Source organism: Aeromonas sp. FDAARGOS 1410 (assembly GCF_019048745.1).
GTDB classification, from domain to species: Bacteria; Pseudomonadota; Gammaproteobacteria; order Enterobacterales; family Aeromonadaceae; genus Aeromonas; species Aeromonas jandaei.
In genome coordinates this window covers 1968308-1989895 of sequence record NZ_CP077401.1, presented here as the reverse complement: position 1 = coordinate 1989895, position 21588 = coordinate 1968308, and the positions used below count along the sequence as shown (strand labels likewise).

The 21588-nt window shown below is 60.8% G+C and carries 18 protein-coding genes; 8 read left to right on the top strand and 10 right to left on the bottom strand.

Annotated elements, in window-relative coordinates; translation table 11 throughout:
- A complete protein-coding gene (udp, locus tag I6L40_RS09455; protein WP_005337975.1) occupies positions 1-756 on the bottom strand; it encodes a uridine phosphorylase in 756 nt (251 codons plus the stop codon).
- Between the two features lie 382 nt (positions 757-1138).
- Here udp and yiaY point away from each other — a divergent pair, with 382 nt between their 5' ends.
- From yiaY to I6L40_RS09440, 3 genes are all read left to right on the top strand, one after another.
- Positions 1139-2290 (top strand): L-threonine dehydrogenase, encoded by a 1152-nt coding sequence (yiaY, locus tag I6L40_RS09450; RefSeq protein WP_071911816.1) that lies wholly within the window; start codon positions 1139-1141, stop codon positions 2288-2290.
- Positions 2291-2427: 137 nt separating this feature from the next.
- Entirely contained in the window at positions 2428-2766 is a 339-nt protein-coding gene (gene bamE, locus I6L40_RS09445) for an outer membrane protein assembly factor BamE (protein ID WP_033113504.1), read from the top strand.
- A gap of 123 nt (positions 2767-2889) precedes the next feature.
- Positions 2890-3519 carry an NAD(P)H-binding protein gene (locus tag I6L40_RS09440; protein ID WP_216995343.1) on the top strand — a complete coding sequence of 210 codons (630 nt, stop codon included), beginning with the start codon at positions 2890-2892 and terminating at the stop codon, positions 3517-3519.
- A 112-nt stretch (positions 3520-3631) separates the two neighbouring features.
- On the opposite strand, the gene I6L40_RS09435 is transcribed toward I6L40_RS09440, so the two are convergent.
- Both I6L40_RS09435 and I6L40_RS09430 read right to left on the bottom strand, forming a co-directional pair.
- Positions 3632-5326 carry a pyridoxal-dependent decarboxylase gene (locus tag I6L40_RS09435; RefSeq protein WP_216995342.1) on the bottom strand — a complete coding sequence of 565 codons (1695 nt, stop codon included), beginning with the start codon at positions 5324-5326 and terminating at the stop codon, positions 3632-3634.
- Positions 5327-5512: 186 nt separating this feature from the next.
- Entirely contained in the window at positions 5513-6529 is a 1017-nt protein-coding gene (locus I6L40_RS09430; RefSeq protein ID WP_216995341.1) for a lipoate--protein ligase A, read from the bottom strand.
- Positions 6530-6963: 434 nt separating this feature from the next.
- Here I6L40_RS09430 and I6L40_RS09425 point away from each other — a divergent pair, with 434 nt between their 5' ends.
- Entirely contained in the window at positions 6964-9399 is a 2436-nt protein-coding gene (locus I6L40_RS09425; protein ID WP_071911823.1) for a diguanylate cyclase, read from the top strand.
- 60 nt (positions 9400-9459) lie between these two features.
- Here I6L40_RS09425 and I6L40_RS09420 read toward each other — a convergent pair whose 3' ends face one another.
- From I6L40_RS09420 to I6L40_RS09400, 5 genes are read right to left on the bottom strand one after another with little or no spacing between them, the layout of a single operon-like run.
- Positions 9460-12669 (bottom strand): efflux RND transporter permease subunit, encoded by a 3210-nt coding sequence (locus tag I6L40_RS09420; RefSeq protein WP_216995340.1) that lies wholly within the window; start codon positions 12667-12669, stop codon positions 9460-9462.
- Positions 12662-13699 (bottom strand): efflux RND transporter periplasmic adaptor subunit, encoded by a 1038-nt coding sequence (locus I6L40_RS09415; RefSeq protein WP_216995339.1) that lies wholly within the window; start codon positions 13697-13699, stop codon positions 12662-12664. Before I6L40_RS09415 ends, I6L40_RS09420 begins: the two co-directional genes overlap by 8 nt.
- Before the next feature lie 36 nt (positions 13700-13735).
- Positions 13736-14182: a YeeE/YedE family protein gene (locus I6L40_RS09410; RefSeq protein ID WP_216995338.1), complete on the bottom strand. Its 447-nt coding sequence runs from the start codon at positions 14180-14182 to the stop codon at positions 13736-13738.
- Between the two features lie 13 nt (positions 14183-14195).
- Positions 14196-14609: a YeeE/YedE family protein gene (locus tag I6L40_RS09405; protein ID WP_216995337.1), complete on the bottom strand. Its 414-nt coding sequence runs from the start codon at positions 14607-14609 to the stop codon at positions 14196-14198.
- The gene (locus I6L40_RS09400) at positions 14609-14923 is read right to left on the bottom strand and encodes a helix-turn-helix transcriptional regulator (RefSeq protein ID WP_005338008.1); all 315 of its coding nucleotides are present in this window, start codon (positions 14921-14923) and stop codon (positions 14609-14611) included. Before I6L40_RS09400 ends, I6L40_RS09405 begins: the two co-directional genes overlap by 1 nt.
- Before the next feature lie 88 nt (positions 14924-15011).
- On the opposite strand from I6L40_RS09400, the gene I6L40_RS09395 reads away from it, so the two are divergent.
- The 4 genes from I6L40_RS09395 to I6L40_RS09380 all read left to right on the top strand — a co-directional run bounded on the left by I6L40_RS09395 (position 15012) and on the right by I6L40_RS09380 (position 18242).
- Positions 15012-15197, top strand: a complete 186-nt coding sequence (locus tag I6L40_RS09395; protein ID WP_033136592.1) for a DUF2892 domain-containing protein — start codon at positions 15012-15014, stop codon at positions 15195-15197.
- A gap of 54 nt (positions 15198-15251) precedes the next feature.
- Entirely contained in the window at positions 15252-16523 is a 1272-nt protein-coding gene (locus tag I6L40_RS09390) for an NAD(P)/FAD-dependent oxidoreductase (protein ID WP_216995336.1), read from the top strand.
- Between the two features lie 379 nt (positions 16524-16902).
- Positions 16903-17292, top strand: coding sequence for a hypothetical protein (locus I6L40_RS09385; RefSeq protein WP_042032493.1), 390 nt, complete (start codon positions 16903-16905; stop codon positions 17290-17292).
- Positions 17293-17513: 221 nt separating this feature from the next.
- Positions 17514-18242, top strand: coding sequence for an MgtC/SapB family protein (locus I6L40_RS09380; RefSeq protein WP_033113492.1), 729 nt, complete (start codon positions 17514-17516; stop codon positions 18240-18242).
- 61 nt (positions 18243-18303) lie between these two features.
- Here the strand turns inward: I6L40_RS09380 and dnaJ are convergent, their stop codons facing one another.
- Together dnaJ and dnaK are read right to left on the bottom strand one after the other, a co-directional pair.
- The gene (dnaJ, locus tag I6L40_RS09375) at positions 18304-19446 is read right to left on the bottom strand and encodes a molecular chaperone DnaJ (protein WP_033113491.1); all 1143 of its coding nucleotides are present in this window, start codon (positions 19444-19446) and stop codon (positions 18304-18306) included.
- 101 nt (positions 19447-19547) lie between these two features.
- Positions 19548-21476: a molecular chaperone DnaK gene (dnaK, locus tag I6L40_RS09370; protein WP_041208341.1), complete on the bottom strand. Its 1929-nt coding sequence runs from the start codon at positions 21474-21476 to the stop codon at positions 19548-19550.
- Positions 21477-21588 lie beyond the last annotated feature (112 nt).

Genomic DNA, 21588 nt, shown 5'->3' with positions numbered 1-21588 from the left:
TCAGATCAGCTTGCGGGCAGCGCCCAGTACGATCTTGATGGCATCAGATTCGGTCTTCGCCATGGTCTCGGCGTTCGGGATCTCTTGCTGGGTACGGTTGACGATAACGCCAGCCACCATACCGGCACGCAGGCCCTGGCTGGAGCACATGGTCAGCAGGGTTGCAGACTCCATCTCATAGTTCAGCACGCCCATGGCTTGCCACTCTTTCATGGAACCCTGGAAACGGCTCACTACGCGGCCGGATACGGTGTCGTAACGCTCCTGCCCCGGGTAGAAGGTGTCGGAGGAGGCTGTCACACCGATGTGCAGCTTGGAGCCCATCTCTTTGGCGGTGTTGACCAGCGCGGTGGTGCAGTCGAAGTCGGCAACCGCCGGGAACTCCATCGGTGCAAAGTGCAGGCTGGCACCGTCGAGGCGCACGGAGCCGGTGGTCACGATTACGTCACCCACGTTCAGGTGCGGCTGGATGGCGCCGGTGGTGCCGATGCGCAGGAAGGTGCGGATACCCAGCTGGGCCAGCTCTTCTACTGCGATGGAGGTGGACGGGCCACCGATACCGGTAGAGCAGATGATCACGGCCTTGCCGTCCATCTCACCGCGCCAGGTAGTGAATTCACGATGGCTGGCCAGGTGTACCGGGTTATCCAACAGCTCTGCGATACGCTTTACACGCTCGGGGTCACCGGGGACGATCGCCAGGGTGGCGCCTTGCAGATCCGCTTTCTTCAAACCCAAGTGAAATACATCAGACATATTGGACTCCTGGTTGCCCCCTGCCAGCATGGTCAGGACGCAAATTAAGATGATTCTTTATGATACTTTCAAGCCTTTACCCCCCTCTTCGGGGAGGCGCCAACTATGGTCGAAAGCGCTTTCCAATTCCTTGAAGCGCCTCACACTTCCACGCATTGACAACATCAAAGAGCAGGCAAAACGTTTTCTAACCTGATGAATTAATTGAAAAACGTTTTTCATGAAATCGGGATGTAACAGGGAAAGTCAAGCCCGGTTCAACGCTTAATTAATGTCCCGTGATCGCCCCCGTAAAGTTGCAAAACAGATGCTTTTGTATCCCCATCAAGATGGTAACGTGGCAACCAATTACCACTTAATGGCTAACTATAGGGAGTCCATCATGGCTACATTCAAGTTCTATATTCCTGCAATCAACCTGATGGGTGCCGGCTGCCTGCAAGAGGCTGCCGCCGATATCAAGGGTTACGGCTACCGCAAGGCGCTGATCGTCACCGACAAAATTCTCAACCAGATCGGCGTGGTCGCCAAGCTCACCACCCTGCTGGCTGAACATGGCATTGAAAGCGCAGTTTTCGATGAGACCAAACCCAACCCCACCACCAGCAACGTCGAAGCGGGTCTGGCAATGATCAAGGCCAACGGCTGCGACTGCGTCATCTCGCTGGGTGGCGGCTCGCCCCACGACTGCGCCAAGGGCATCGCGCTGGTTGCCGCCAACGGTGGCAACATCAAGGATTACGAAGGGGTGGATCGCTCCGCCAAGCCGCAACTGCCGCTTATCGCCATCAATACCACTGCCGGTACCGCCTCCGAGATGACCCGCTTCTGCATCATCACCGACGAAGCGCGCCACGTGAAAATGGCCATCATCGACAAGCACGTTACCCCGCTGATGTCAGTCAACGACCCCGAGCTGATGCTGGCCAAGCCGGCCGGTCTGACCGCCGCCACCGGCATGGATGCCCTGACCCATGCCATCGAGGCCTATGTCTCCACCATCGCCACCCCGGTGACCGATGCCAGCGCCGTGATGGCCATCGAGCTGATTGCCAAGCACCTGCGCACCGCCGTCAACCACGGTGACGACCTGCATGCCCGCGAGCAGATGGCCTATGCCCAGTTCCTGGCCGGTATGGCCTTCAACAACGCAAGCCTGGGCTACGTGCACGCCATGGCCCACCAGCTGGGCGGCTTCTATGACCTGCCCCATGGCGTCTGCAACGCCGTACTGCTGCCCCACGTTCAGGCGTTCAACGCCCAGGTGAGCGCGGCTCGTCTGAAGGATGTCGCCCGCTACATGGGTGTTGACGTGAGCGCCATGAGCGACGAGCAGGGCGCTGCCGCGGCCATTGCCGCCATCAAGCAGCTGGCGCTGGATGTGAAGATCCCGGCCGGTCTGGAGCAGCTCGGCGTCAAGGCCGACGACTTCGATACCCTGGCCAGCAACGCCCTGAAAGATGCCTGCGGCTTCACCAACCCGAAACAGGCGAGCCACGAAGAGATCGTCGCCATCTTCCGCGCCGCCATGTAACGGCTACCGGATTGCCAGAAAGGGTCGCAGTGCGGCCCTTTTTATTGGCTGATGGATCAATGGCTTTTTACTTCCGTGGAGGGAGTCGGTATGATTTGCCGAGCCAAAAAAGACTGTATGGATGATCTGAACTCGTTATGCGGATGAAACACCTGATTGCCGCGGCCCTGACCGCCCTCACCCTCTCCGGTTGCAGCCTGGTCTATCGTATCGATATTCCCCAAGGCAACTATGTGGAACAAAAACAGGTCGACAAACTGCGCCAGGGGATGACCCGCGAGCAGGTCAGCTATGTACTGGGGACCCCCATGCTGCGTGACGGCTTTGACCCCAACACCTGGTACTACCTCTATGAATTCCAGCCAGGCCACGGCGACAAGGAGCGCAAAGAGCTCACCGTCACCTTCGCCAACGACAGGCTCACCACGGTAACGGGTGACTTCCCGCTGCCAGCGGCATTCCACACCCCGCTCTGATATCTCGCAAAACCGGCCTCGCGCCGGTTTTGTTTTATCCCCCGGCAAACAAGTGCAGATTGCAGAGAGCTGCCGTTTGCCCGATGCTGACACTTCCTACCGGAGCGACACAGGAAGAGAATCATGAGCCGGATCCTGATTGCCGGAGCCAGCGGCCTGATTGGCCGCGAGCTGATCAAACAGTTGCCCGCCGAACACGAGCTGACCCTGCTCTGCCGCAAGCCGGGCAAGGAGGCGCACCACTGGCTGCCGGTCGATTTTGATGATCTGGCCAGCGTCTCCCTGCCCCGACCGGTGGATATCGCCTTCTGCGCCCTCGGCACCACCCGCAAGGAGGCCGGTTCAGCCGAGGCGTTTCGCCGGGTCGATCTCGACTATGTGATCACCTTTGCCGAACTGGCCCGCCGCCACGGCTGTCAACGGCTCGTCGTGGTCTCGAGCATGGGGGCCAGTGCCCGCTCACCGGCCCTCTATCCACGTACCAAGGGGGAGATGGAACAGGCCCTGCTGGCCCAATCCTGGCCGCGGCTCGCCATCGTGCGGCCAGCCATGTTGCTGGGGGATAGGCAACCGCCGCGCCGCTCGGAGCAGATCTTTCAGACCATCTACCCGCTGTTTCGGCCGCTGCTGGTTGGCAAGCTCGCCCGCTGGCGCGCCATCGAGGCCAGTCAGGTGGCCCACGCCATGATTACCCTCTCCCGGCAACCCGCCGGGTGCGAGATTGTCGAGAACGAGCAGCTGCTGCGCCTCTGAACAAGCCATCCCGACCACTCATCAACAACAAGGGCAAGCCGATCGGCTTGCCCTTTTGATACCGGCCTGTCTGGTATCGACTCAAGGCGGTCAGTTCGTGATCGAACGGCCGTTAACCGCAGATATGGTCGATAAAGGCGTCGATCTGCTCGCGGGTGCAGGCGGGGTTCATAAAGACAGCCTTCTCCCCGGCGATGTAAGAGTACTTGCCGCGGGCGTCATAGTCGGAGTGGGCCACCGCCTCCACCCAGTTGGTATAGAGACCCACCTTGCCGCGCCCCTTGAACAGGCTGCGGTGATAGTCGGTATTGCGCTGCAGCCGCGCCTTGTAGGCAGGATCGCTGGAGCGGGCCAGCTCGAAGGCGAACTCGGCCTCCGGATCGCTCACCCACTCGGGGTTGTAGATCTTGAAGCCGACGCTCGGCCCCTGATTCTCCTGCGCCACCAGCTTGACGTTGCCAAGCTGACTCAGGCGATAGCGGAAGTAGTTGGCATTTTGCAGGCAGTGGGCCAGCACGATGCGATACCCCTCCACTCCCATGTAGTTGAGCGCCGCATAGGCACCGAACAGGCCGCTCGCGCCACGGGAGCACTCGATGGTGGATTGCAGGTGGGTCTGGCCCTGAATGTCCCGCTCGAAGTAGGAGAAGTTCTCCGGGTCATTCTCCATCGCCTTGAGGTCATCCTGCTCCTTGATCATCACCAGACTGGAGGTGTAGGGCACATAACCCCACTTCTGGAAGTCGACAGTGAAGGAGTCGGCATATTTGAGCTCGGCAAAGCGCACCACGTTGCGCTCGATCCCGGCCAGGGTCGCGGCATTGATGCCAAGCGGGTTGGCGGCAAAGTCGTAATCGAGGAAGAAGATCATCGACCAGCCGATGGCGGCATCGACGTGAATGTGCGGTTTGACCGCCACTTCGAACTGCTCACAGAGGCGATTGCGCAGCTCGAACACGGGTTTCACCTGATCCACCCCGAAGGTGTCGGTGGTACCCATGGTGAGCATGATGGCGGGCACCACGTGTTTCAGGGCAAAACAGGCGGTCAGGGTGCGTTCGAGGTGGTCGAGATCGATGTCGTTGTTCTCGCCGACCTGAATGCGGATGGTCTTGTTCTCGATATCGACCCCGAGCAGGGAGAGGTTGGTGATGTTGGAGTAGTGACCGCCCTGGGAGTTGATGATGCGGTAATCCTGATAGTGGCCAAGCCCCTTGTGCTTGGCTTCCGGCAAGCTTTTGCGAATGCCGAGCAGATAGCCGTAGAGGTTACAGAAGGTCCCCCCCTGGGTGAAGATGCCGGTGGCGCGAGCCGGGTCGTAACCCGCCAGCAGCGCAATCTGGCGCACCACCTTCTTCTCCAGCTCCTCGGCCACTCCGGCATATTCGGAGTAGACCAGATTGGGGTTGGCAAGAATACCCATCTGGGCGCCATAGATAGCGGGATCCGCTGACATGGTGATGACGTTCTCGACGCTGGAGGGGTTCTCCCAATCCTTCGACAGCGCGGCGGCAAACAACAGCTCGGCCATCGGCTCGCCCGGGGTGCGCATGGTTGCGGGCACCGGCATGGTCTCGCAGAGATCGGCCAGGCGGGCGCGGCCATCTGGCCAGGCATTCAAACGGGCATCGGGAGCCAGGCCACGGGCCCGAAATTCATTGAGGGCGGCGAATCCGGGCTCGCGAAAAACTGGCCAGAGATCGGGATTACGTGAGAAAAAATTGGCTTTAACGCTGGCAAACCGGTTGGCAAACAGGGGGGAGACGGCGTTGACGCCTTGGTCTTGAAGGTAAACTAAGTCACTCATTTTTATACCATTAGTACAGCAAATGTGCGGCCCTTATACTCCCGGGTCTGGCGCATCAACAGAGACAATAACTAATGGTCTGCCATACTTTTTGTTATGTTTTAGCCATGGCAAGGGGCAGAAAAAAGGCGCTTTTTATGCGCCTCTTTATATTTCGTGATCCCGATCACTTCAGCAGTTGTGCCTTCAGCGCAGCGCCGCCAGCAGCCAGTCGGCAAACTCGCTCAACGCCTCGCGACTGGCCGGGAACTCCCCTTGCCACCCTTGCAAACAGCTGGCGACCGCATCAGGGCGATAGGGACAACTCACCAGCAGTTGGGCCAGCCGATCGAAGGGTGCCGGATCCAGGGTGTCGCTGAAAATCTGCGCCCGCACTATGCTCCCCTTCTCCACGTCAAAGTGCAGCTCCACCCCGCCCCAGCCAAAGCGCTCTTCCAGCAGATGGGTGAAGGCGGGCGCGTGGCCAAAGTTCCACTCCCAGCTGCGCTGGCGAGCGAAGGTCTCGGCAAAACCGGGCAGATCGGGCATCTGCTCCGGGGAGATGTGCTCGGGCTGCACCCGCTCGCCATAGTGTTCAAAAAAGGCGGCAGCCAGCGCGTCGCTCACCTGATGGTGGTCAATCCCCGGCAGCAGTTCGCACAGATTGGCCACCCGACCGCGCACCGAGCTGATCCCCTTGGCCGCCAGCTTCTTGGGGTCGGGGTTGAGGTAGTTGGCGAGCCGACCGAGATCGGCGTCCAGCAGCAGGGTGCCGTGGTGAAACCCGCGATCCAGGGTCTCCCTGTAAGCCGAACCCGATACCTTGCGCTCCCCGTCCGGAGTCGCCACCAGCAAGTCGTTGCGACCGGAGGCAAAGGCCTCAATCCCCAGTCGCTTGAGCCCGTCCAGCACGATGGCGGTGGAGACGCTCTTGTCATACTCCGGCTTGCCCGCCATGAAGGTGAAGCAGCTGTTGCCAAGGTCGTGAAACACGGCGCCACCACCGCTGCTGCGGCGAGCCAGCGTCACCCCGTCCTCTTCCATCCGGCGGGTGTTGCACTCCTTCCACGGGTTCTGGGCACGACCAATCACCACGGTATTGGCGTTGCGCCAAAGGAACAGCACCCGCTGACGGGGACCCATCTGGCGGAAGATGCACTCCTCGACGGCGAGGTTGAAGAGGGGGTCATGAGAATCGGAGACAAGCAGACGCAAGCGGGACATGAAACAGCCTTATCCGGAACAGGGGGGAACATCATAACACCAGAGCTCGCCAACCGGGCGACGAGGCTGATTTAACCATCAACAAACAACCGGAATACATATTTCCCTCATGTGGAAAACATCGCAGAAGTATCGCGTGATATGACGACACAGGCTGACGCTTTCCCGACAAAAAGCGGCAATTTAAACGAAGATTCGGAGGAAAAAACGGCATGATAATGGCTAAAATGCAGCCATTTTCGCAAGCCATATGACTCCGTGATGGGGCAGGCAAGTTGTGAAAACAGACTTCGCAGGCAATTAGTGTGATGAAAAACACAAAAACAAATTCTTATACCGCTACTGCCCTGCTCCGCTAGCCTTTTTCCCCTATTGCAGGTTACAAAAAATTGTTTGACTCTAGCTCTGATACCGCCTCCCGAGAGACACCCTGTATGACGGAGCTCGAACCCTCCCCACGCTGTACGCTCTGGTTCCTGCCCATGCTGGCCAGCTGGATGTTCTCTGCGCTTGCAAGCGTGCCGCTGAAGGCCGAAGAGCAAGTCACACTCCAGCTCTCCTGGCAGCATCAGTTCCAGTTTGCCGGTTACTACGCCGCCATCGCCAAGGGCTACTACCGGGAAGCCGGGCTCAACGTCACCCTGCGCGAAGCCACGCCCCGCACCGATGTGGTCAAAGCAGTGACCAGTGGCCAGGCGCAGTTTGGCATCAGCGGCAGCGACTTGCTGCTGGCCCGCGCCGCCGGCAAGCCGGTGGTGGTGCTGGCAGCCATGTTGCAGCACTCTCCCTTGCTGCTGTTGACGCTCGATCGACCCGATATCCGCAATGCCGCCGATCTCGCCGGCAAGCAGCTGATGCTGGAACCCGGCTCCGGCGAGCTGCTCACCTATCTCAGCAAACATATTCCCGCCCGGACGTGGCAGATCCTCCCCTACGACAACGGCGTCGAAGCGCTGCTCTCAGGCAAGGTGGATGCCATCAGTGCCTACAGCACCACGGAGCCCTTCTACCTGCAGCGAAAGGAGATCCCCTATCGGGTCTTCAGTCCCCGCAGCGCCAACAACGACTTTTACGCCGACAACCTCTTTACCTCCGAGCGGGAGCTGGCGACCCGCCCCGGCCGGGTCTTTGCCTTTCGTCAAGCGAGCCTGCGCGGCTGGCGCTATGCCATGGATAATCCGGAGGAGATGATCGACTGGATCATGGAGCACTACCCTAGCGGGGCCGGACGGGAGCAACTCACCTTTGAAGCGCGCGAGACCCGCTCGCTGATGCAGCCCGACTTTGTCGAGCCGGGATACATGCAGCCGGAGCGCTGGCAGCAGATCGCCAATATCTATCGGGAGGCGGGCCTGCTCGCCTCCGACATCAGCCTCGATCGCTTTCTCTACAATCCGGCCCAGGAGCGGCTGCGCCAGCAGCGGCAGCTGCTCGACAAGAGCGTGGCCATCGCCATGCTGATCACCTTTACCCTGTTGATCCTGCTCGGCATCTTCCTCCACCTCTACCTGCGTCTGCGTCAGGAGTCGCGCGACCGCCAGCGCCTCACCCGCGAGCTGGCCCAGAGCGAGCAGCACTACCGCTTCGTGGCGGAGAACAGCGCCGACGTGATCTGGACCATGGATACCGCCAGCCTGCGCTTTCGCTACATCAGCCCGGCCATCCAGCCGCTGAGCGGTTACAACGCAAGCGAGCTGTTCGCTCTGCCGTTCAAGAAGCTGCTGCCCGATGCCGCACGCATAAAACTCAAGGAGGAGATCACCGCCACCCTCGCCGCCTGGTATCGCGGTGAACATGAGCAGACCCGCAGCGTCATTCGCACCGATCTGCGCCACAAGGATGGCCATCTGGTCGCCACCGAGACCATCACCACCCTGCATGGCAACGAGCAGGGGGAACCAGAGGCAATTCTGGGGGTAACCCGCGACATCACCGAGCGGGCGGCCCGCGAGGAGATGATGCGCCGCCTCGCCTTCTACGATCCCCTGACCGGTCTGCCCAACCGCCGCCTGCTCCAACAACGCCTGAAAGAGGCGCTGGAGCACAACGCCGACCAGCCTTTGGCTTTGATGTTCATTGATCTCGATCACTTCAAGCCGATCAACGACACCTTCGGCCACGAGACCGGCGATGTGCTGCTCAATATGGTGGCCAAGCGGATGCGCTATTGCGTGCGGGAACATGATCTGGTGGCACGCCTTGGCGGCGACGAATTTGTTATCCTGCTGCCTGACACCAGCGACGAGGCTCTGACCATCGCCGACCACCTCCATCACAGCCTGCGCCACCCCTTCAGGATGAGCGACGAGCAGGAGCTGCGCATCTCCAGCAGTATCGGGATCGCTCTCTATCCGGAGCACGGCGAGGATGCCAAAACCCTGATGCACCACGCGGATCAGGCGATGTATCAGGCGAAAAACCGCGGCCGTGGCCGGGTCTGTCTCTATACCGCCGGGCTCGACCCCGCGCAGGGCTCGCTGGTGTGGCAAGGCAGCCACGAGTGCGGCCATCCCCGTATCGATGCCGAACATCGCCAGCTCTTTGTGCTCACCAACCGGCTGCTGGAGCGGATGAAGGATCACGAGGCCCATCCCGCCCTCTATCTGGAGAGTCTGGAGAACCTGTTCGAGATGGCGCACCACCACTTCACCTTCGAGGAGAGCCTGCTGGCCGAGCTCGATTACGCCGAGCTCGAGACCCACCGTCAGGACCATCAGCAACTGCTGCAAAAAGCGGCCCAGCTGATGAACGCCGCCCGCGCAGGCACCCTCGGCAACGACGAGCTGCTCAACTTCATCATTCAGGAGCTGGTTGTCGGCCACATGAGTCAGGCTGACCGGCGCTACTTCCCGCTGCTGAAGGGACGCTGACTCAGCGCCCCGGCCACCTGAACGTGTGAAACGAGAAGGGCCACCGAGGTGGCCCTTCTGTCATTGTGCGCCCGGCTCGTTTGCCGTGATCGCGACCCCACGGCGCGACATCAGGCTGTAGTAGAGCAGCGGGATCACCACCAGGGTGAGCAGGGTGGAGACCAGGATCCCGAAAATCAGGCTGATGGCCAACCCGTTGAAGATGGGATCATCGAGGATAAACAGGGCTCCGATCATCGCCGCCAACGCCGTCAGCATGATGGGTTTGGCCCGCACCTGCGCCGCCGCAATCACTGCCTGCTCGAACGCCACTCCGGCGCTGCGCTGCTGTTCGATAAAGTCCACCAGCAGGATGCTGTTGCGTACGATGATCCCGGCCAGCGCAATCATCCCGATCATCGAGGTGGCGGTAAACTGGGCCCCCAGCAGGGCGTGGCCCGGCATCACCCCGATGAGGGTGAGCGGAATGGGGGCCATGATGATGAGCGGCACCAGATAGGAGCGAAACTGGGCCACCACCAGCAGGTAGATGAGGATCATCCCCACCCCGTAGGCGATGCCCATATCGCGGAAGGTCTCGTAGGTGATCTTCCACTCCCCGTCCCACAACAGCGCCACCGCTCCCAGTTTGTCGGGCTGCTGCACGTAATATTGGGGCAGGTTGATGTCGGCACCGGCGGCAAACATGCCGTAGAGCGGGCTGTCGGTGTGACCGCCCATGTCGGCCACCACCATCACCATGGGCTGCATATTCTTGTGCATGATATAGCTGGGGGCCACCTCATCGCGGCGGCTCACCAGCTCGGAGACCCGCACCAGCTGGCCGCTCTGGTTGCGCACCTTGAGGGCCAGCACACCCGCCAGATCCCGTTTGTCACCGGGAGCCAGTTCGATGCGGATCGGCACCGGATACTTGGCGCCGTGCCCCTGCAGCCAGCTGGCATCCTGATAACCCACCCCGCCATTGAGGGTGTTCACCAGATCCCCGAGATCGACCCCGAGCAGGGCCGCCTTGCTGCGATCCACCACCAGCCGCCACTTGGGCTGCGGGTCGGTCAGATAGATATCCACATCCACCAGATCCGCGGTGGCTACAAAGCGGGCCTGTACGGCGCGAGCGGCTGCCTCACGGGCGGCCTGAGTCGGGCCATAAATTTCGGCAACGATGGGTGACCAGACCGGCGGGCCGGGCGGCACCTCTACCACCTTGAGATTGCCCCCCACCGCGCTGGCGATGGCCTGCAGCGGTGCCCGCACCGATTGTGCGATCTGGTGACTGCTGCGATAGCGATCATGCTTGTCCACCAGATTGACCTGAATATCCCCCACGTTGGCACCGCTGCGGATAAAGTAGTGGCGCACCAGCCCGTTGAAGTTGATGGGGGCCGCGGTACCGGCGTAGATCTGGTAATCCTTCACCTCGGGCACCCTGGCGAGCTCCCGCCCGACCGCCAGCAGAGTGCGCTCGGTCTGCTCCAGAGTCGCCCCCTCCGGCATGTCGAGTACCAGCTGGAATTCCGACTTGTTGTCGAAGGGGAGCATCTTGAGCACGACCCACTGCACCATGGGCATGGCGGCGGCGCCCGCCACCAGCAGCAGGATGACCAGCCAGAGTTTGTGTCTCGCTCTCCTGGCGCCAGCGCCAATCAGGAAAGGGGTCATCAACCGCTGGAAGAGGCCGGCCTTGGCCTCGCCGTCGGTACCGTGCACCGAATCCTTGAGCAAATGGCTCGCCAGCCAGGGGGAGAAGATAAAGGCCACCAGCAGGGAGATAAGCATCCCCATGCTGGCATTGATGGGGATGGGGCTCATGTAGGGGCCCATCAGGCCGCTGACAAAGGCCATCGGCAGCAGGGCCGCGATCACGGTCAGGGTCGCCAGTATGGTCGGCCCGCCCACCTCGTCCACCGCCCCCGGAATCAGATCCTTGAGCGACCCCCTGCCCAAACCGCGATGGCGGTGGATGTTCTCCACCACCACGATGGCGTCATCCACCAGAATGCCGATGGAGAAGATCAGCGCAAACAGCGATACCCGGTTGAGGGTAAAGCCCCATGCCCAAGAGGCGAACAGGGTCAGTGCCAGGGTGATGACGATGGCAACGCCTACCACCAGCGCCTCGCGCCAGCCCATGCTCACCAGCACCAGCAGCACCACCGCCGTGGTGGCAAAAATCAGCTTGCCGATCAGGGTGTTGGATTTGGTCTCGGCGGTGACGCCGTAGTCCCGGGTCACCGTCACCTCGACCCCGGCAGGGATCAGCCGATTTTTGAGACTCTCGACCCGCGCCTCCACCCGCTTGGCCACATCAACCGCGTTCTGGCCCGGCTGCTTGCCGATGGCTAGGGTCACCGCCGGATAACTGCGATCCCCCTGCCCCATCCAACTGCGCTGCACCGGGGTCTCCTCCCCGAGCGACACGCTCGCCACATCGCCGAGGTAGACCGGCTTGTCCCCCTGCAGCCCAACCACCAGTTCCCGGGCCTCCTGCTCGCTTTGCAGGAACTGCCCCACCTGCACCTTGATCTCCCGGTTATCTTGCTCGATGGCCTGTGTCGGGCCCACCTGATTGGCGGCCGCAAGGCGCTGATTCAGCTCGCCCCAGCTGATGCTATGGGCGCTGAGGGCCGCCGGATCCGGCATCACCCGCAACACGGCGCTCTGGCTGCCCAGCGTGTAAATATCGCGGGTACCGGGAATGCGCTTGAGTTCGGTCTCCAGCTCATGGGCGACCCGGGTCAGTTCGGGAGCCCCCAGTTGCTTGCTCCCCTCTTTGCTCCACTCTTTGCTCCATAAGGTCAAACTGACGATGGGGACATCATCGATCCCCCTCGGTTTCACCAGTGGCTGACCGACTCCGATCCCCTGTGGCAACCAGTCGCGGTTGGAGTCGAGCTGGTTGTTGAGATCGACGATGGCCTGTTCGCGGCTCACCCCCACCTTGAATACCACCACCAGCAGGGCGCCATCGGGTTGGGAAAAAGAGTAGAGGGTATCGATCCCCTTTATCTGGGAAACCACCTGCTCGGCAGGGGTGGTGACGAGAGAGGCCACTTCAGCCGGAGTGGCTCCCGGGAAGGGAATGTAGACATCGGCGAAGGTGACATCGATCTGCGGCTCCTCCTCCTTGGGGGTCACCAGCACCGCAAACAGGCCGAGCAACAGCCCCAACAGCGCCAGCAGCGGCGTGATGGCCGAGCCCTGAAACAGCGCAGCCAGCCGACCGGCAGGCCCCAGCCTCTCCTTGTTGCCGTTCAGCTCGCTACTCATGGGCCACCTCCTGCTGCTGCGCCCAGCCATCGGGAGCCAGCTTGTCACCGGCTTGCAGCCCGGCCAGGATCTCGCACTGCCCTTCAAAGCAATGCCCGACCCGCACCGGCATCAGGGCCCAGCCAGAGGGCTGCTGCAGATAGACGCCGTTGAACTCCCCTTGCCGCAGCAGGGCGCGATCCGGCACCTGCAACACCTGACGCTCACCCTGCTTGAGCTGCACCTTGAGCCACATGCCGGGCAATACCCCGGCGGTTTGCGGCGGCAAGTCGAGGCGCAACCTGAAGGCATGGCTCTGGCTGTCTGCATAGTTGAAGCGGGTCAATTTGACTGGGGTAACAGACTTGCCATCCGGCAGCAGCACCAGCACATCCGCTGGCTGACTGGCGAGTGCGATCACAGATTGGGGCAGGTCTACATCCACCCGCAGCTCATCAAGGGAAAAGCCGGAGAGCAACGGGGTACCTGGGGCGACAGTCTCCCCCAACTCCACCAGCCGTTTGGTCACCACTCCGGCGTAGGGAGCCAGAATGCGGGTATAACCATAAGCCTCGCGGGCCTGAGTGAGGGCCGCATCGGCCGCATTGACCTCTGCGCGAGCGGCGCGATCAGTCGCCTGGGCATTGTCGAGCTGGGCGCGGGTGATCACCCCTTTGGCGATCAGCGCCTGAAAGCGGGCGAGCTGGCGCTCGGCTTCCACTTGCTGGGCCTGCGCCCGCGCCAGCCGTGCCTGCGCCCCCGTGACGGCGGCAAACTGCTCCTTGCCGCTGATCTCCAGCAGCGGTTGTCCCGCCTGCACCTGATCGTTCACATCCACCAGCATGCGGGAGACCCGACCACTGGTCTGGGCCGCCACCGTCCCCTGATTGATGGCACTGACGGTGCCATCCAGCGTCAGCCAGTCGGTCACCTGACGGGGAACCAGAGTCAGGGTGGCATCACCATTCGCCTCGGCAGACCATGTCATCGGAGAGACAAGAGCGGAGGTCACAGCCAGCATGGCAGCCCCCAGCAAGCGGATCTGTTCCATGATATTTCTCCTTCCCCGACACCAGGGGCAATCCATTCAAACAGAGCGGGTGTGGCAGCGCTTCTCCCGCACCTTCACCAAAACCCGATCAACAAGCAAAATCCCGGCCACCATGGCCGCAATAAACAACAGTATCATGGGCTGGCCACTGGAAATGAGACTCAAGGCAGGCCCAGGGCAGATACCCACCAATCCCCAGCCGATACCGAACAGCGCAGCACCGCCGACCAGATTGCGATTCAGCTGGAGGGCAGGTACGGCCGCGATGGGCTCGCCTAACACACTCTGACGACGAGGTTTCACCAGCAGAAAGTAACCCGGCATAAAGACCAGCAGGGCGCCTCCCATCACAAAGGCGAGGCTGGGATCCCAGGCGCCAGCCAGATCGAGAAAACCGGTAACCCGGGCGGGATCCACCATGCCGGAGATGGCCATCCCCAGTCCAAACAGCAGGCCCGCAAACAAACTTGTCAGCAATTTCATGGCGATCAGCCCCTTACAGCAGATGATGAGTGACGAAGACGGTGATAAAGCCTGCCGCCATAAAGGTCAGGGTAGCGACGATGGAGCGCAGGGAGAGTCGCCCCATGCCGCAGATGCCGTGGCCACTGGTGCAGCCATTGCCGACACGGGTACCGATGCCAACCAGCAGACCGGCCAGCAACACTACCGGCCAACCGGGCAAGGTGGTGAATGCAGGCATGGTGGCCCAACCCAGAGTCAGCGCCAACCAGGCGCCCGCCCCCAGTCCCAGCAAGAAGAACAGGCGCCAGGGCGTTTTGCGTTGCAGCGCACCGGCCAGAATGCCGCTGATCCCGGCAACCCGGCCGTTGAACAACATCAGGATCAGGGCCGACAGCCCTGCCAGCATGCCACCGCCCAAAGAGAGCAGCCATTGGCTTTCCATCATCAAGATTCCTTATTTTCTGAGTGACAAAAATGGGTTTGCAGCGCCCCCAGCACATCGGCGGCCGCCTCGCTCACCAACGAGTAGTAGATCTGCTGGGAAACCTTGCGCGAACGAATAAGGCCGTAGCGCTTCAATACCGAAAGTTGCTGGGAGAAGGCCGACTGCCCCAGCTGGCTGTGGGCCAGCAACTCTCCGACCCCCTTCTCCCCCTCCACCAGCTGGCAGAGCACCATCAGGCGTTCAGGGTGAGCCAACGCCTTGAGCAGGGAGGCGGCGGCTGTCGCGTGTCTGTTCATCTCGTCGAATTGGCTCATAGAAGTAAATTAGCAATTGCTGATATTTGTTCTATTGTATAAAACAACACTAAATTAGCAATATCTAAAATAGATAGAAAGAAAGGCTATGACAGTAGATAACGGAGTCAGAATCGTCGCGGGTTGCATGTTGCTGCTCTCTTTGATCCTTACCACCTGGGTTCATCCGGGTTTTGTCTGGTTGAGCGCCTTTGTCGGGGTCAACCTGATCCAGAGCGCCTTCACCGGTTTCTGCCCGGCAGCGATGATCCTCAAAAGGATGGGATTGAAATAACCGGGTCGGATGACCCTGCTCACATGAGCGTGTAATAAACGCAGGAGGCTGAACATGGCAACGGTAATCGTCATAGGCGCGGGTCTGGGGGGCATGTCCGCCGCCTACGAACTCAAGGCCGAACTGGGCAAGCAGCATGAGGTGATCCTCATCAACGACAAGCCGGACTTTGAATTCACCCCATCCAATCCGTGGATTGCCGTCCAGTGGCGGGAGCGCAAGGAGACCTCGATCCCCATCGAACCCCATGTGAAGAAAAAGGGAATCCACTTTATTCATGCGGCCTTGACAGGATTGCAACCTGGCGAACAGCAGATTGCCCTCTCCGATGGCCAGACCCTGAGTTACGACTTTCTGGTGCTCTGCACCGGCCCGGCGCTCGCCTTTGACGAAGTACCGGGGGCAGGCCCCGAATCGGGCGGCACCGCCAGCGTCTGCACCCTCTCCCACGCCGAAGAGTGCCGTCACAGCGTCAGCTCACTGGTCGATGAGCCCGGCCCGGTGATTGTCGGCGCCATGCCGGGGGCCTCCTGCTTTGGCCCGGCCTACGAGTACGCCTTCATCCTCGATCGCCACCTGCGCGACAAAAAGGTGAGAAAAAATGTGCCCATGACCTTTGTCACCAGCGAGCCCTACATCGGCCATCTGGGTCTGAACGGCGTAGGCGACTCCAAGGGAATGCTGGAGAGCGAATTGCGGATGCGCGATGTGCAGTGGATCTGCAATGCCCGCACCGTGGCAGCAAAGGATGGCAAGATGACGGTGGAGGAGCTGGACGATGAGGGCAACATCAAGCGCACCCACACTCTGCCCTACAAACACGCCATGATGCTGCCCGCCTTTGTCGGCATTGCGCCGCTGCGAGGCATCGAGGGGCTGGTCAATCCCCGCGGTTTTGTCATCGTCGACGAACACCAGCGCAATCCCGCCTTCCCGCAGATTTACGCCGCCGGGGTCTGCATCGCCATCCCGCCCCAGCATAAAACCCCGGTGCCAACCGGCGTACCCAAGACTGGCTACATGATTGAGGCGATGGTTCGCACCCTTAGCCACAACATCAAGGCGGAGCTCAGTGGCCAGCCGCCGGTGACCAAGGCGGTGTGGAATGCCATCTGTCTGGCGGACATGGGGGACACCGGCGCCGCCTTCGTCGCAATGCCGCAGATCCCGCCGCGCAACGTCGCCTGGTTCAAGAAAGGGAAGTGGGTCCATCTGGCCAAGATCGCCTTCGAGAAATACTTCCTGCACAAAATGCAGGTGGGCGATACCGAGCCCATCTATGAAAAACTGATGCTCAAATACCTTGGCATCGACAAGACGGAGTAAGCCGCAAAGGGCGGCCCTGCCAACCTCGCAGGGCCGTCAAGCGGTCGCGGCGAAGTGAGAGCTCAAATTTGTTTCAGGATGTTTCCGCCACTGGCTCGGGGTTTACCCTCTGCGTCAGCTCGGCTATCATTCGAGCCTCTTATCAATAGCGGAGACCATCAGTGGGCAACTCATCAAGTGACAGTTGTAGACCGGCCCTGTCAGCCGGTACCAAGGTCGCGAGCTAGCCGCAGGTCTTTCTCTGCCGCATGCTCGCAGCCCTGCGAGAAGCGGAAATCCACTCCCCTCTTCTCTTTTTACACTTGACGTCTGGCGACCATTGGCCAAAAGCCGTGGCCGTCATGCCTGCATAGTTTCTGCTTCCCACAAGGAGGCTGCTATGCGTTTCGTATCAACCAAGTCCGTTGCCAACCCGATGATGGCAACACAGGCTCATCCCCTGCTGAGCAAGCTGGGCCGTGGCTGGCTGCCACTCTGGCTGCGCGGCAAACAGCGCCAGCACCACTACCGGCTGCAGATCCGCTGCGAGGATCGCGCCGATATGGAGCAGGTGCTGGAGATGGTGAACCACACGCTGCAACCTGCCGGCCTGCAGCCCATGCAGTCGATGCGGCCGGGACGCAGCGGGGGCCGGGAGCTGGTGCTCAATGTGCACTGCACACCGCCCCAGCGCCGCTATCTGGTGCAGTTTGTCCATCAGGTGGGCGTTGCACACCCGGTGCGCTGGGAGTTGCGGCCACGCAGTGATGGCAATCCCCAGCTCAACTGAGCCAACCCGTTAACCTCGGGGCTTGCCAGCCCCGTTCAATCCGAGTGAAAAAGTGCCTGCTTCTCCGTGCTAACGGGAGAGGCAGGCCCATTTGACGTGCGTGCTCATCCCCCTTGTGATGGCCTTCACCACGCGCGTCTACTCATCTGCCCGGGTTATGCCAGCACCATCTGACAGCCCGCTCATCCCGAAGGCCATCGGCAACCAAGAAGGAACAGGCCATGAAAATGTGGCAACAACTTGATCTGATCTCCCTGATCGATACCCTCGCCAGCCTGCTGCTGGCCTTCGTGCTGGGGGCGCTGGTCGGGCTGGAGCGTCAGTACCGCCAGCGTACCGCCGGCCTGCGTACCAACGTGCTGGTCGCCGTGGGTGCCGCGCTGTTTGTCAATCTGGCCCAGCGTATCTATGACCTCCATGGCGGCAGCTACAGCGTGGTCCACGTAGTGGCTTATATCGTCTCCGGTATCGGCTTTCTCGGCGCCGGTGTCATCATGCGCGAGTCGGGCAATATCCGCGGCATCAACACCGCCGCCACCCTGTGGGGGGTGGCCGCCGTCGGTGCCGCCTGTGGTGCCGGGCTCGCCATCGAGGCGATTCTGGGCGCCCTGTTCGTGCTCGCCGCCAATACCCTGCTGCGGCCGCTGGTCAATCAGATCAACCGGCGTCCGGTGGACAATCTCGACACCGAGGTGACCTACAAGGTGACGGCGCTCACTCCGCGCGAGCACCAGAAAGAGGTGCTGCACTGGCTCGAAGAGATGCTGGAGCAGGCCAACTACCCCCTGAGCGAGCTCGATATCGAGCCCTTTGGCGAACGGGATCTGGAGATCTCGGCGGTGCTGCTCGCCACCTCTATCGATGGCGACGAGCTCGATGCCCTGATGGGCAAACTGGGTATTCACCCGCATATCAAACAGGTCTTCTGGCGCGCCAGCACCACGGATTGACCGAAAAAGGCCAAAAAAAGAGCCGGCACAAGGCCGGCTCTGTTGATTCGGGTGGCTGAAATCAGCTGGTCAGATCGTCGAAGAAGCGTTTCACCCCTTCGAAGAAGCCTTCCGATTTCGGCTTGTGGGTCTTGGCAGCGGCACCGCTGAACGACTCATCCAGCTGGCGCAGCAGCTCTTTCTGCTGCTCGGTGAGGTTGACCGGGGTCTCGATCACTACCTTGCACATCAGATCCCCCACCTGACCGGAGCGCACGGACTTCACGCCCTTGCCACGCATGCGGAACATCTTGCCGGTCTGGGTCTCCGGAGTGACCTTGAGCTTGACCCGGCCATCCAGGGTCGGCACTTCGATCTCGCCACCGAGGGCGGCTGCGGTGAAGCTGATGGGCACTTCGCAGTAGAGGTTGTTGCCGTCACGCACGAAGATCTCGTGCTCTTTGACGTGCACCTGTACGTAGAGATCCCCTGCCGGAGCCCCCGCTTCGCCCGCTTCCCCTTCACCGGAGAGACGGATGCGATCGCCGGTATCGACACCTGCCGGGATCTTGACCGACAGGGTCTTGGTACGCTGGTAGCGACCTTCACCGTGGCACTTGCGGCACGGATCCTTGATGATCTTGCCGCGACCGTGACAGTGCGGGCACGCCTGCTGCACCGCGAAGAAGCCCTGACGCATCTGCACCTGACCGGAGCCGTGGCAGGTCGGGCAAGTCTGGGCGCTGCTGCCGGTATGGGCACCGGAGCCGTTACAGACTTCACAGTGAACCAGAGTTGGCACCTTGATCTCCTTGGAGACCCCGCGTACCGCCTCTTCCAGCGTCAGCTCCATGGTGTAGCGCAGGTCGGAACCACGGGCCGGGCCACGACGGCCACCGCCACGGCTGCCACCGAAGATGTCACCGAACACATCGCCAAAGATGTCGCCAAAGTCGGCACCACCGCCGAAACCACCGTGGCCACCGCCACCCTGGCTCGGGTCGACACCGGCATGACCGTACTGGTCATAACGGGCGCGCAGGTTGGCATCGGTCAGGATTTCGTAGGCTTCCTTGACCTCTTTGAACTTCTCTTCGGCACCGGCATCGCCCTGATTGCGGTCAGGGTGATACTTCATGGCCAGACGCTTGTACGCCTTCTTGATCTCGCGCTCGTCGGCATCTTTCGATACCCCCAGCACCTCGTAGAAATCGCGCTTCGACATACTCATCCTGTGGTTACGCAGACGGGCGTTGGTCACCCAACGCCCGTGAATTCATAAACTAAACCGATGGGCGAAGCCTGCTTCGCCCATCTGGGTCGGGCTTACTTCTTGTCGTCTTTCACTTCTTCGAACTCGGCGTCGACTACGTCGTCGTCAGCCTTGGCAGAAGAGGAGGACTGACCGGCGTCAGCACCGGCGGCACCTTGTGCCTGAGCCTGCTGCTGGGCAATCTCCATCAGCTTCTGGGACGCTTCCAGCAGAGCCTGCTGTTTGGCTTCGATGGCAGCCTTGTCGTCACCCTTGATGGCGGTTTCCAGCTCGCTCAGAGCGGCTTCGATCTTGGTCTTGTCGTCGGCAGGCAGGGCTTCACCGGCTTCGGTGATCTGCTTGCGTACGGAGTGGACCAGACCATCAGCCTGGTTGCGGGCATGCACCAGCTCTTCGAACTTCTTGTCCTCGGCCGCGTTGGCTTCGGCTTCGCGTACCATGCGCTCGATCTCGTCATCAGACAGACCAGAAGAGGCCTGGATGGTGATCTTCTGCTCTTTGTTGGTCTCTTTGTCTTTCGCAGAGACGTGCAGGATACCGTTGGCATCGATGTCGAAGGTCACTTCGATCTGCGGCAGACCGCGCGGTGCCGGACGGATGCCTTCCAGGTTGAACTGGCCCAGAGACTTGTTGTCGCTGGCGCGCTTGCGCTCACCCTGCAGCACGTGAATGGTCACGGCAGACTGGTTGTCTTCGGCAGTGGAGAACACCTGGGACTTCTTGGTCGGGATGGTGGTGTTCTTCTCGATCAGCGCAGTCATCACGCTGCCCATGGTTTCGATACCCAGAGAGAGCGGGGTAACGTCCAGCAGCAGTACGTCGGTCTTGTCACCGGACAGTACGGCACCCTGAATGGCAGCACCCATGGCCACGGCTTCGTCCGGGTTGACGTCTTTACGCGGCTCTTTGCCAAAGAACTCGGCAACGGTCTTCTGAACCAGCGGCATACGGGTCTGACCACCAACCAGGATCACGTCGTCGATCTCGCCAACTGCCAGACCGGAGTCTTTCAGGGCGACACGAACCGGCTCCAGAGAGTCTTTCACCATGTCTTCTACCAGGGATTCCAGCTTGGCGCGGGTCACCTTGATGTTCATGTGCTTCGGACCGGTGGCATCGGCAGTGATGTACGGCAGGTTGACGTCGGTCTGCTGGGCAGAAGAGAGCTCGATCTTGGCTTTCTCGGCGGCATCTTTCAGACGCTGCAGAGCCAGCTGGTCGTTGCGCAGGTCGATGCCCTGCTCACGCTTGAACTCGTCAACCAGGTAGTTGATGACGCGGTTGTCGAAGTCTTCACCACCCAGGTGGGTGTTACCGTTGGTCGCCAGTACTTCGAAGGTGGTTTCGCCTTCGACTTCGTCGATCTCGATGATGGAGATATCGAAAGTACCGCCACCCAGGTCATACACGGCAACCTTGCGCTCGCCCTTGACCTTGTTTACGCCGTAAGCGAAAGCAGCTGCAGTCGGTTCGTTGATGATGCGCTTAACATCCAGACCGGCGATGCGACCGGCATCCTTGGTGGCCTGACGCTGGGCGTCGTTGAAGTAGGCCGGAACAGTGATAACTGCTTCGGTTACCGGCTCGCCCAGGTAGTCTTCGGCGGTCTTTTTCATCTTTTTCAGCACTTCGGCAGAGATCTGCGGCGGTGCCATTTTCTTGCCCTTCACCTCAACCCAGGCGTCACCGTTGTCGGCCTTGGCGATGGCGTACGGCATGATCTTCAGGTCACGCTGTACTTCGTCATCTTCAAAACGACGGCCGATCAGACGCTTGATGGCGAACAGGGTGTTTTTCGGGTTGGTGATGGCCTGACGCTTGGCCGGCTGACCAACCAGGATCTCGCCATCATCGGCATAGGCAATGATGGACGGAGTAGTACGATCGCCTTCTGCGTTCTCGATCACGCGAGCAGTGTCGCCGTCCAGAATGGCAACGCAGGAGTTGGTAGTACCCAGGTCAATACCGATGATTTTACCCATTTGAGAAATCTCCAAATACTTTGAATAAACTGGCGAGGAACTCGCCTTAATGCGTTAACGGCTAGGTGGGGCCTGCCAATCTGGCTTTCAAGCTCCCGGCATCAAATTTTTT

Bases quoted from the DNA above. Each gene is read 5' to 3' on its own strand.
- I6L40_RS09410 (WP_216995338.1), bottom strand. From the start codon at position 14,182: ATGAAATTGCTGACAAGTTTGTTTGCGGGCCTGCTGTTTGGACTGGGG.
- yiaY (WP_071911816.1), top strand. From the start codon at position 1,139: ATGGCTACATTCAAGTTCTATATTCCTGCAATCAACCTGATGGGTGCC.
- I6L40_RS09425 (WP_071911823.1), top strand. From the start codon at position 6,964: ATGACGGAGCTCGAACCCTCCCCACGCTGTACGCTCTGGTTCCTGCCC.
- dnaK (WP_041208341.1), bottom strand. From the start codon at position 21,476: ATGGGTAAAATCATCGGTATTGACCTGGGTACTACCAACTCCTGCGTT.
- I6L40_RS09385 (WP_042032493.1), top strand. From the start codon at position 16,903: ATGCGTTTCGTATCAACCAAGTCCGTTGCCAACCCGATGATGGCAACA.
- udp (WP_005337975.1), bottom strand. From the start codon at position 756: ATGTCTGATGTATTTCACTTGGGTTTGAAGAAAGCGGATCTGCAAGGC.
- I6L40_RS09405 (WP_216995337.1), bottom strand. From the start codon at position 14,609: ATGATGGAAAGCCAATGGCTGCTCTCTTTGGGCGGTGGCATGCTGGCA.
- I6L40_RS09430 (WP_216995341.1), bottom strand. From the start codon at position 6,529: ATGTCCCGCTTGCGTCTGCTTGTCTCCGATTCTCATGACCCCCTCTTC.
- I6L40_RS09395 (WP_033136592.1), top strand. From the start codon at position 15,012: ATGACAGTAGATAACGGAGTCAGAATCGTCGCGGGTTGCATGTTGCTG.
- I6L40_RS09435 (WP_216995342.1), bottom strand. From the start codon at position 5,326: ATGAGTGACTTAGTTTACCTTCAAGACCAAGGCGTCAACGCCGTCTCC.
- I6L40_RS09380 (WP_033113492.1), top strand. From the start codon at position 17,514: ATGAAAATGTGGCAACAACTTGATCTGATCTCCCTGATCGATACCCTC.
- I6L40_RS09390 (WP_216995336.1), top strand. From the start codon at position 15,252: ATGGCAACGGTAATCGTCATAGGCGCGGGTCTGGGGGGCATGTCCGCC.
- I6L40_RS09420 (WP_216995340.1), bottom strand. From the start codon at position 12,669: ATGAGTAGCGAGCTGAACGGCAACAAGGAGAGGCTGGGGCCTGCCGGT.
- bamE (WP_033113504.1), top strand. From the start codon at position 2,428: ATGCGGATGAAACACCTGATTGCCGCGGCCCTGACCGCCCTCACCCTC.
- I6L40_RS09415 (WP_216995339.1), bottom strand. From the start codon at position 13,699: ATGGAACAGATCCGCTTGCTGGGGGCTGCCATGCTGGCTGTGACCTCC.
- I6L40_RS09400 (WP_005338008.1), bottom strand. From the start codon at position 14,923: ATGAGCCAATTCGACGAGATGAACAGACACGCGACAGCCGCCGCCTCC.
- I6L40_RS09440 (WP_216995343.1), top strand. From the start codon at position 2,890: ATGAGCCGGATCCTGATTGCCGGAGCCAGCGGCCTGATTGGCCGCGAG.
- dnaJ (WP_033113491.1), bottom strand. From the start codon at position 19,446: ATGTCGAAGCGCGATTTCTACGAGGTGCTGGGGGTATCGAAAGATGCC.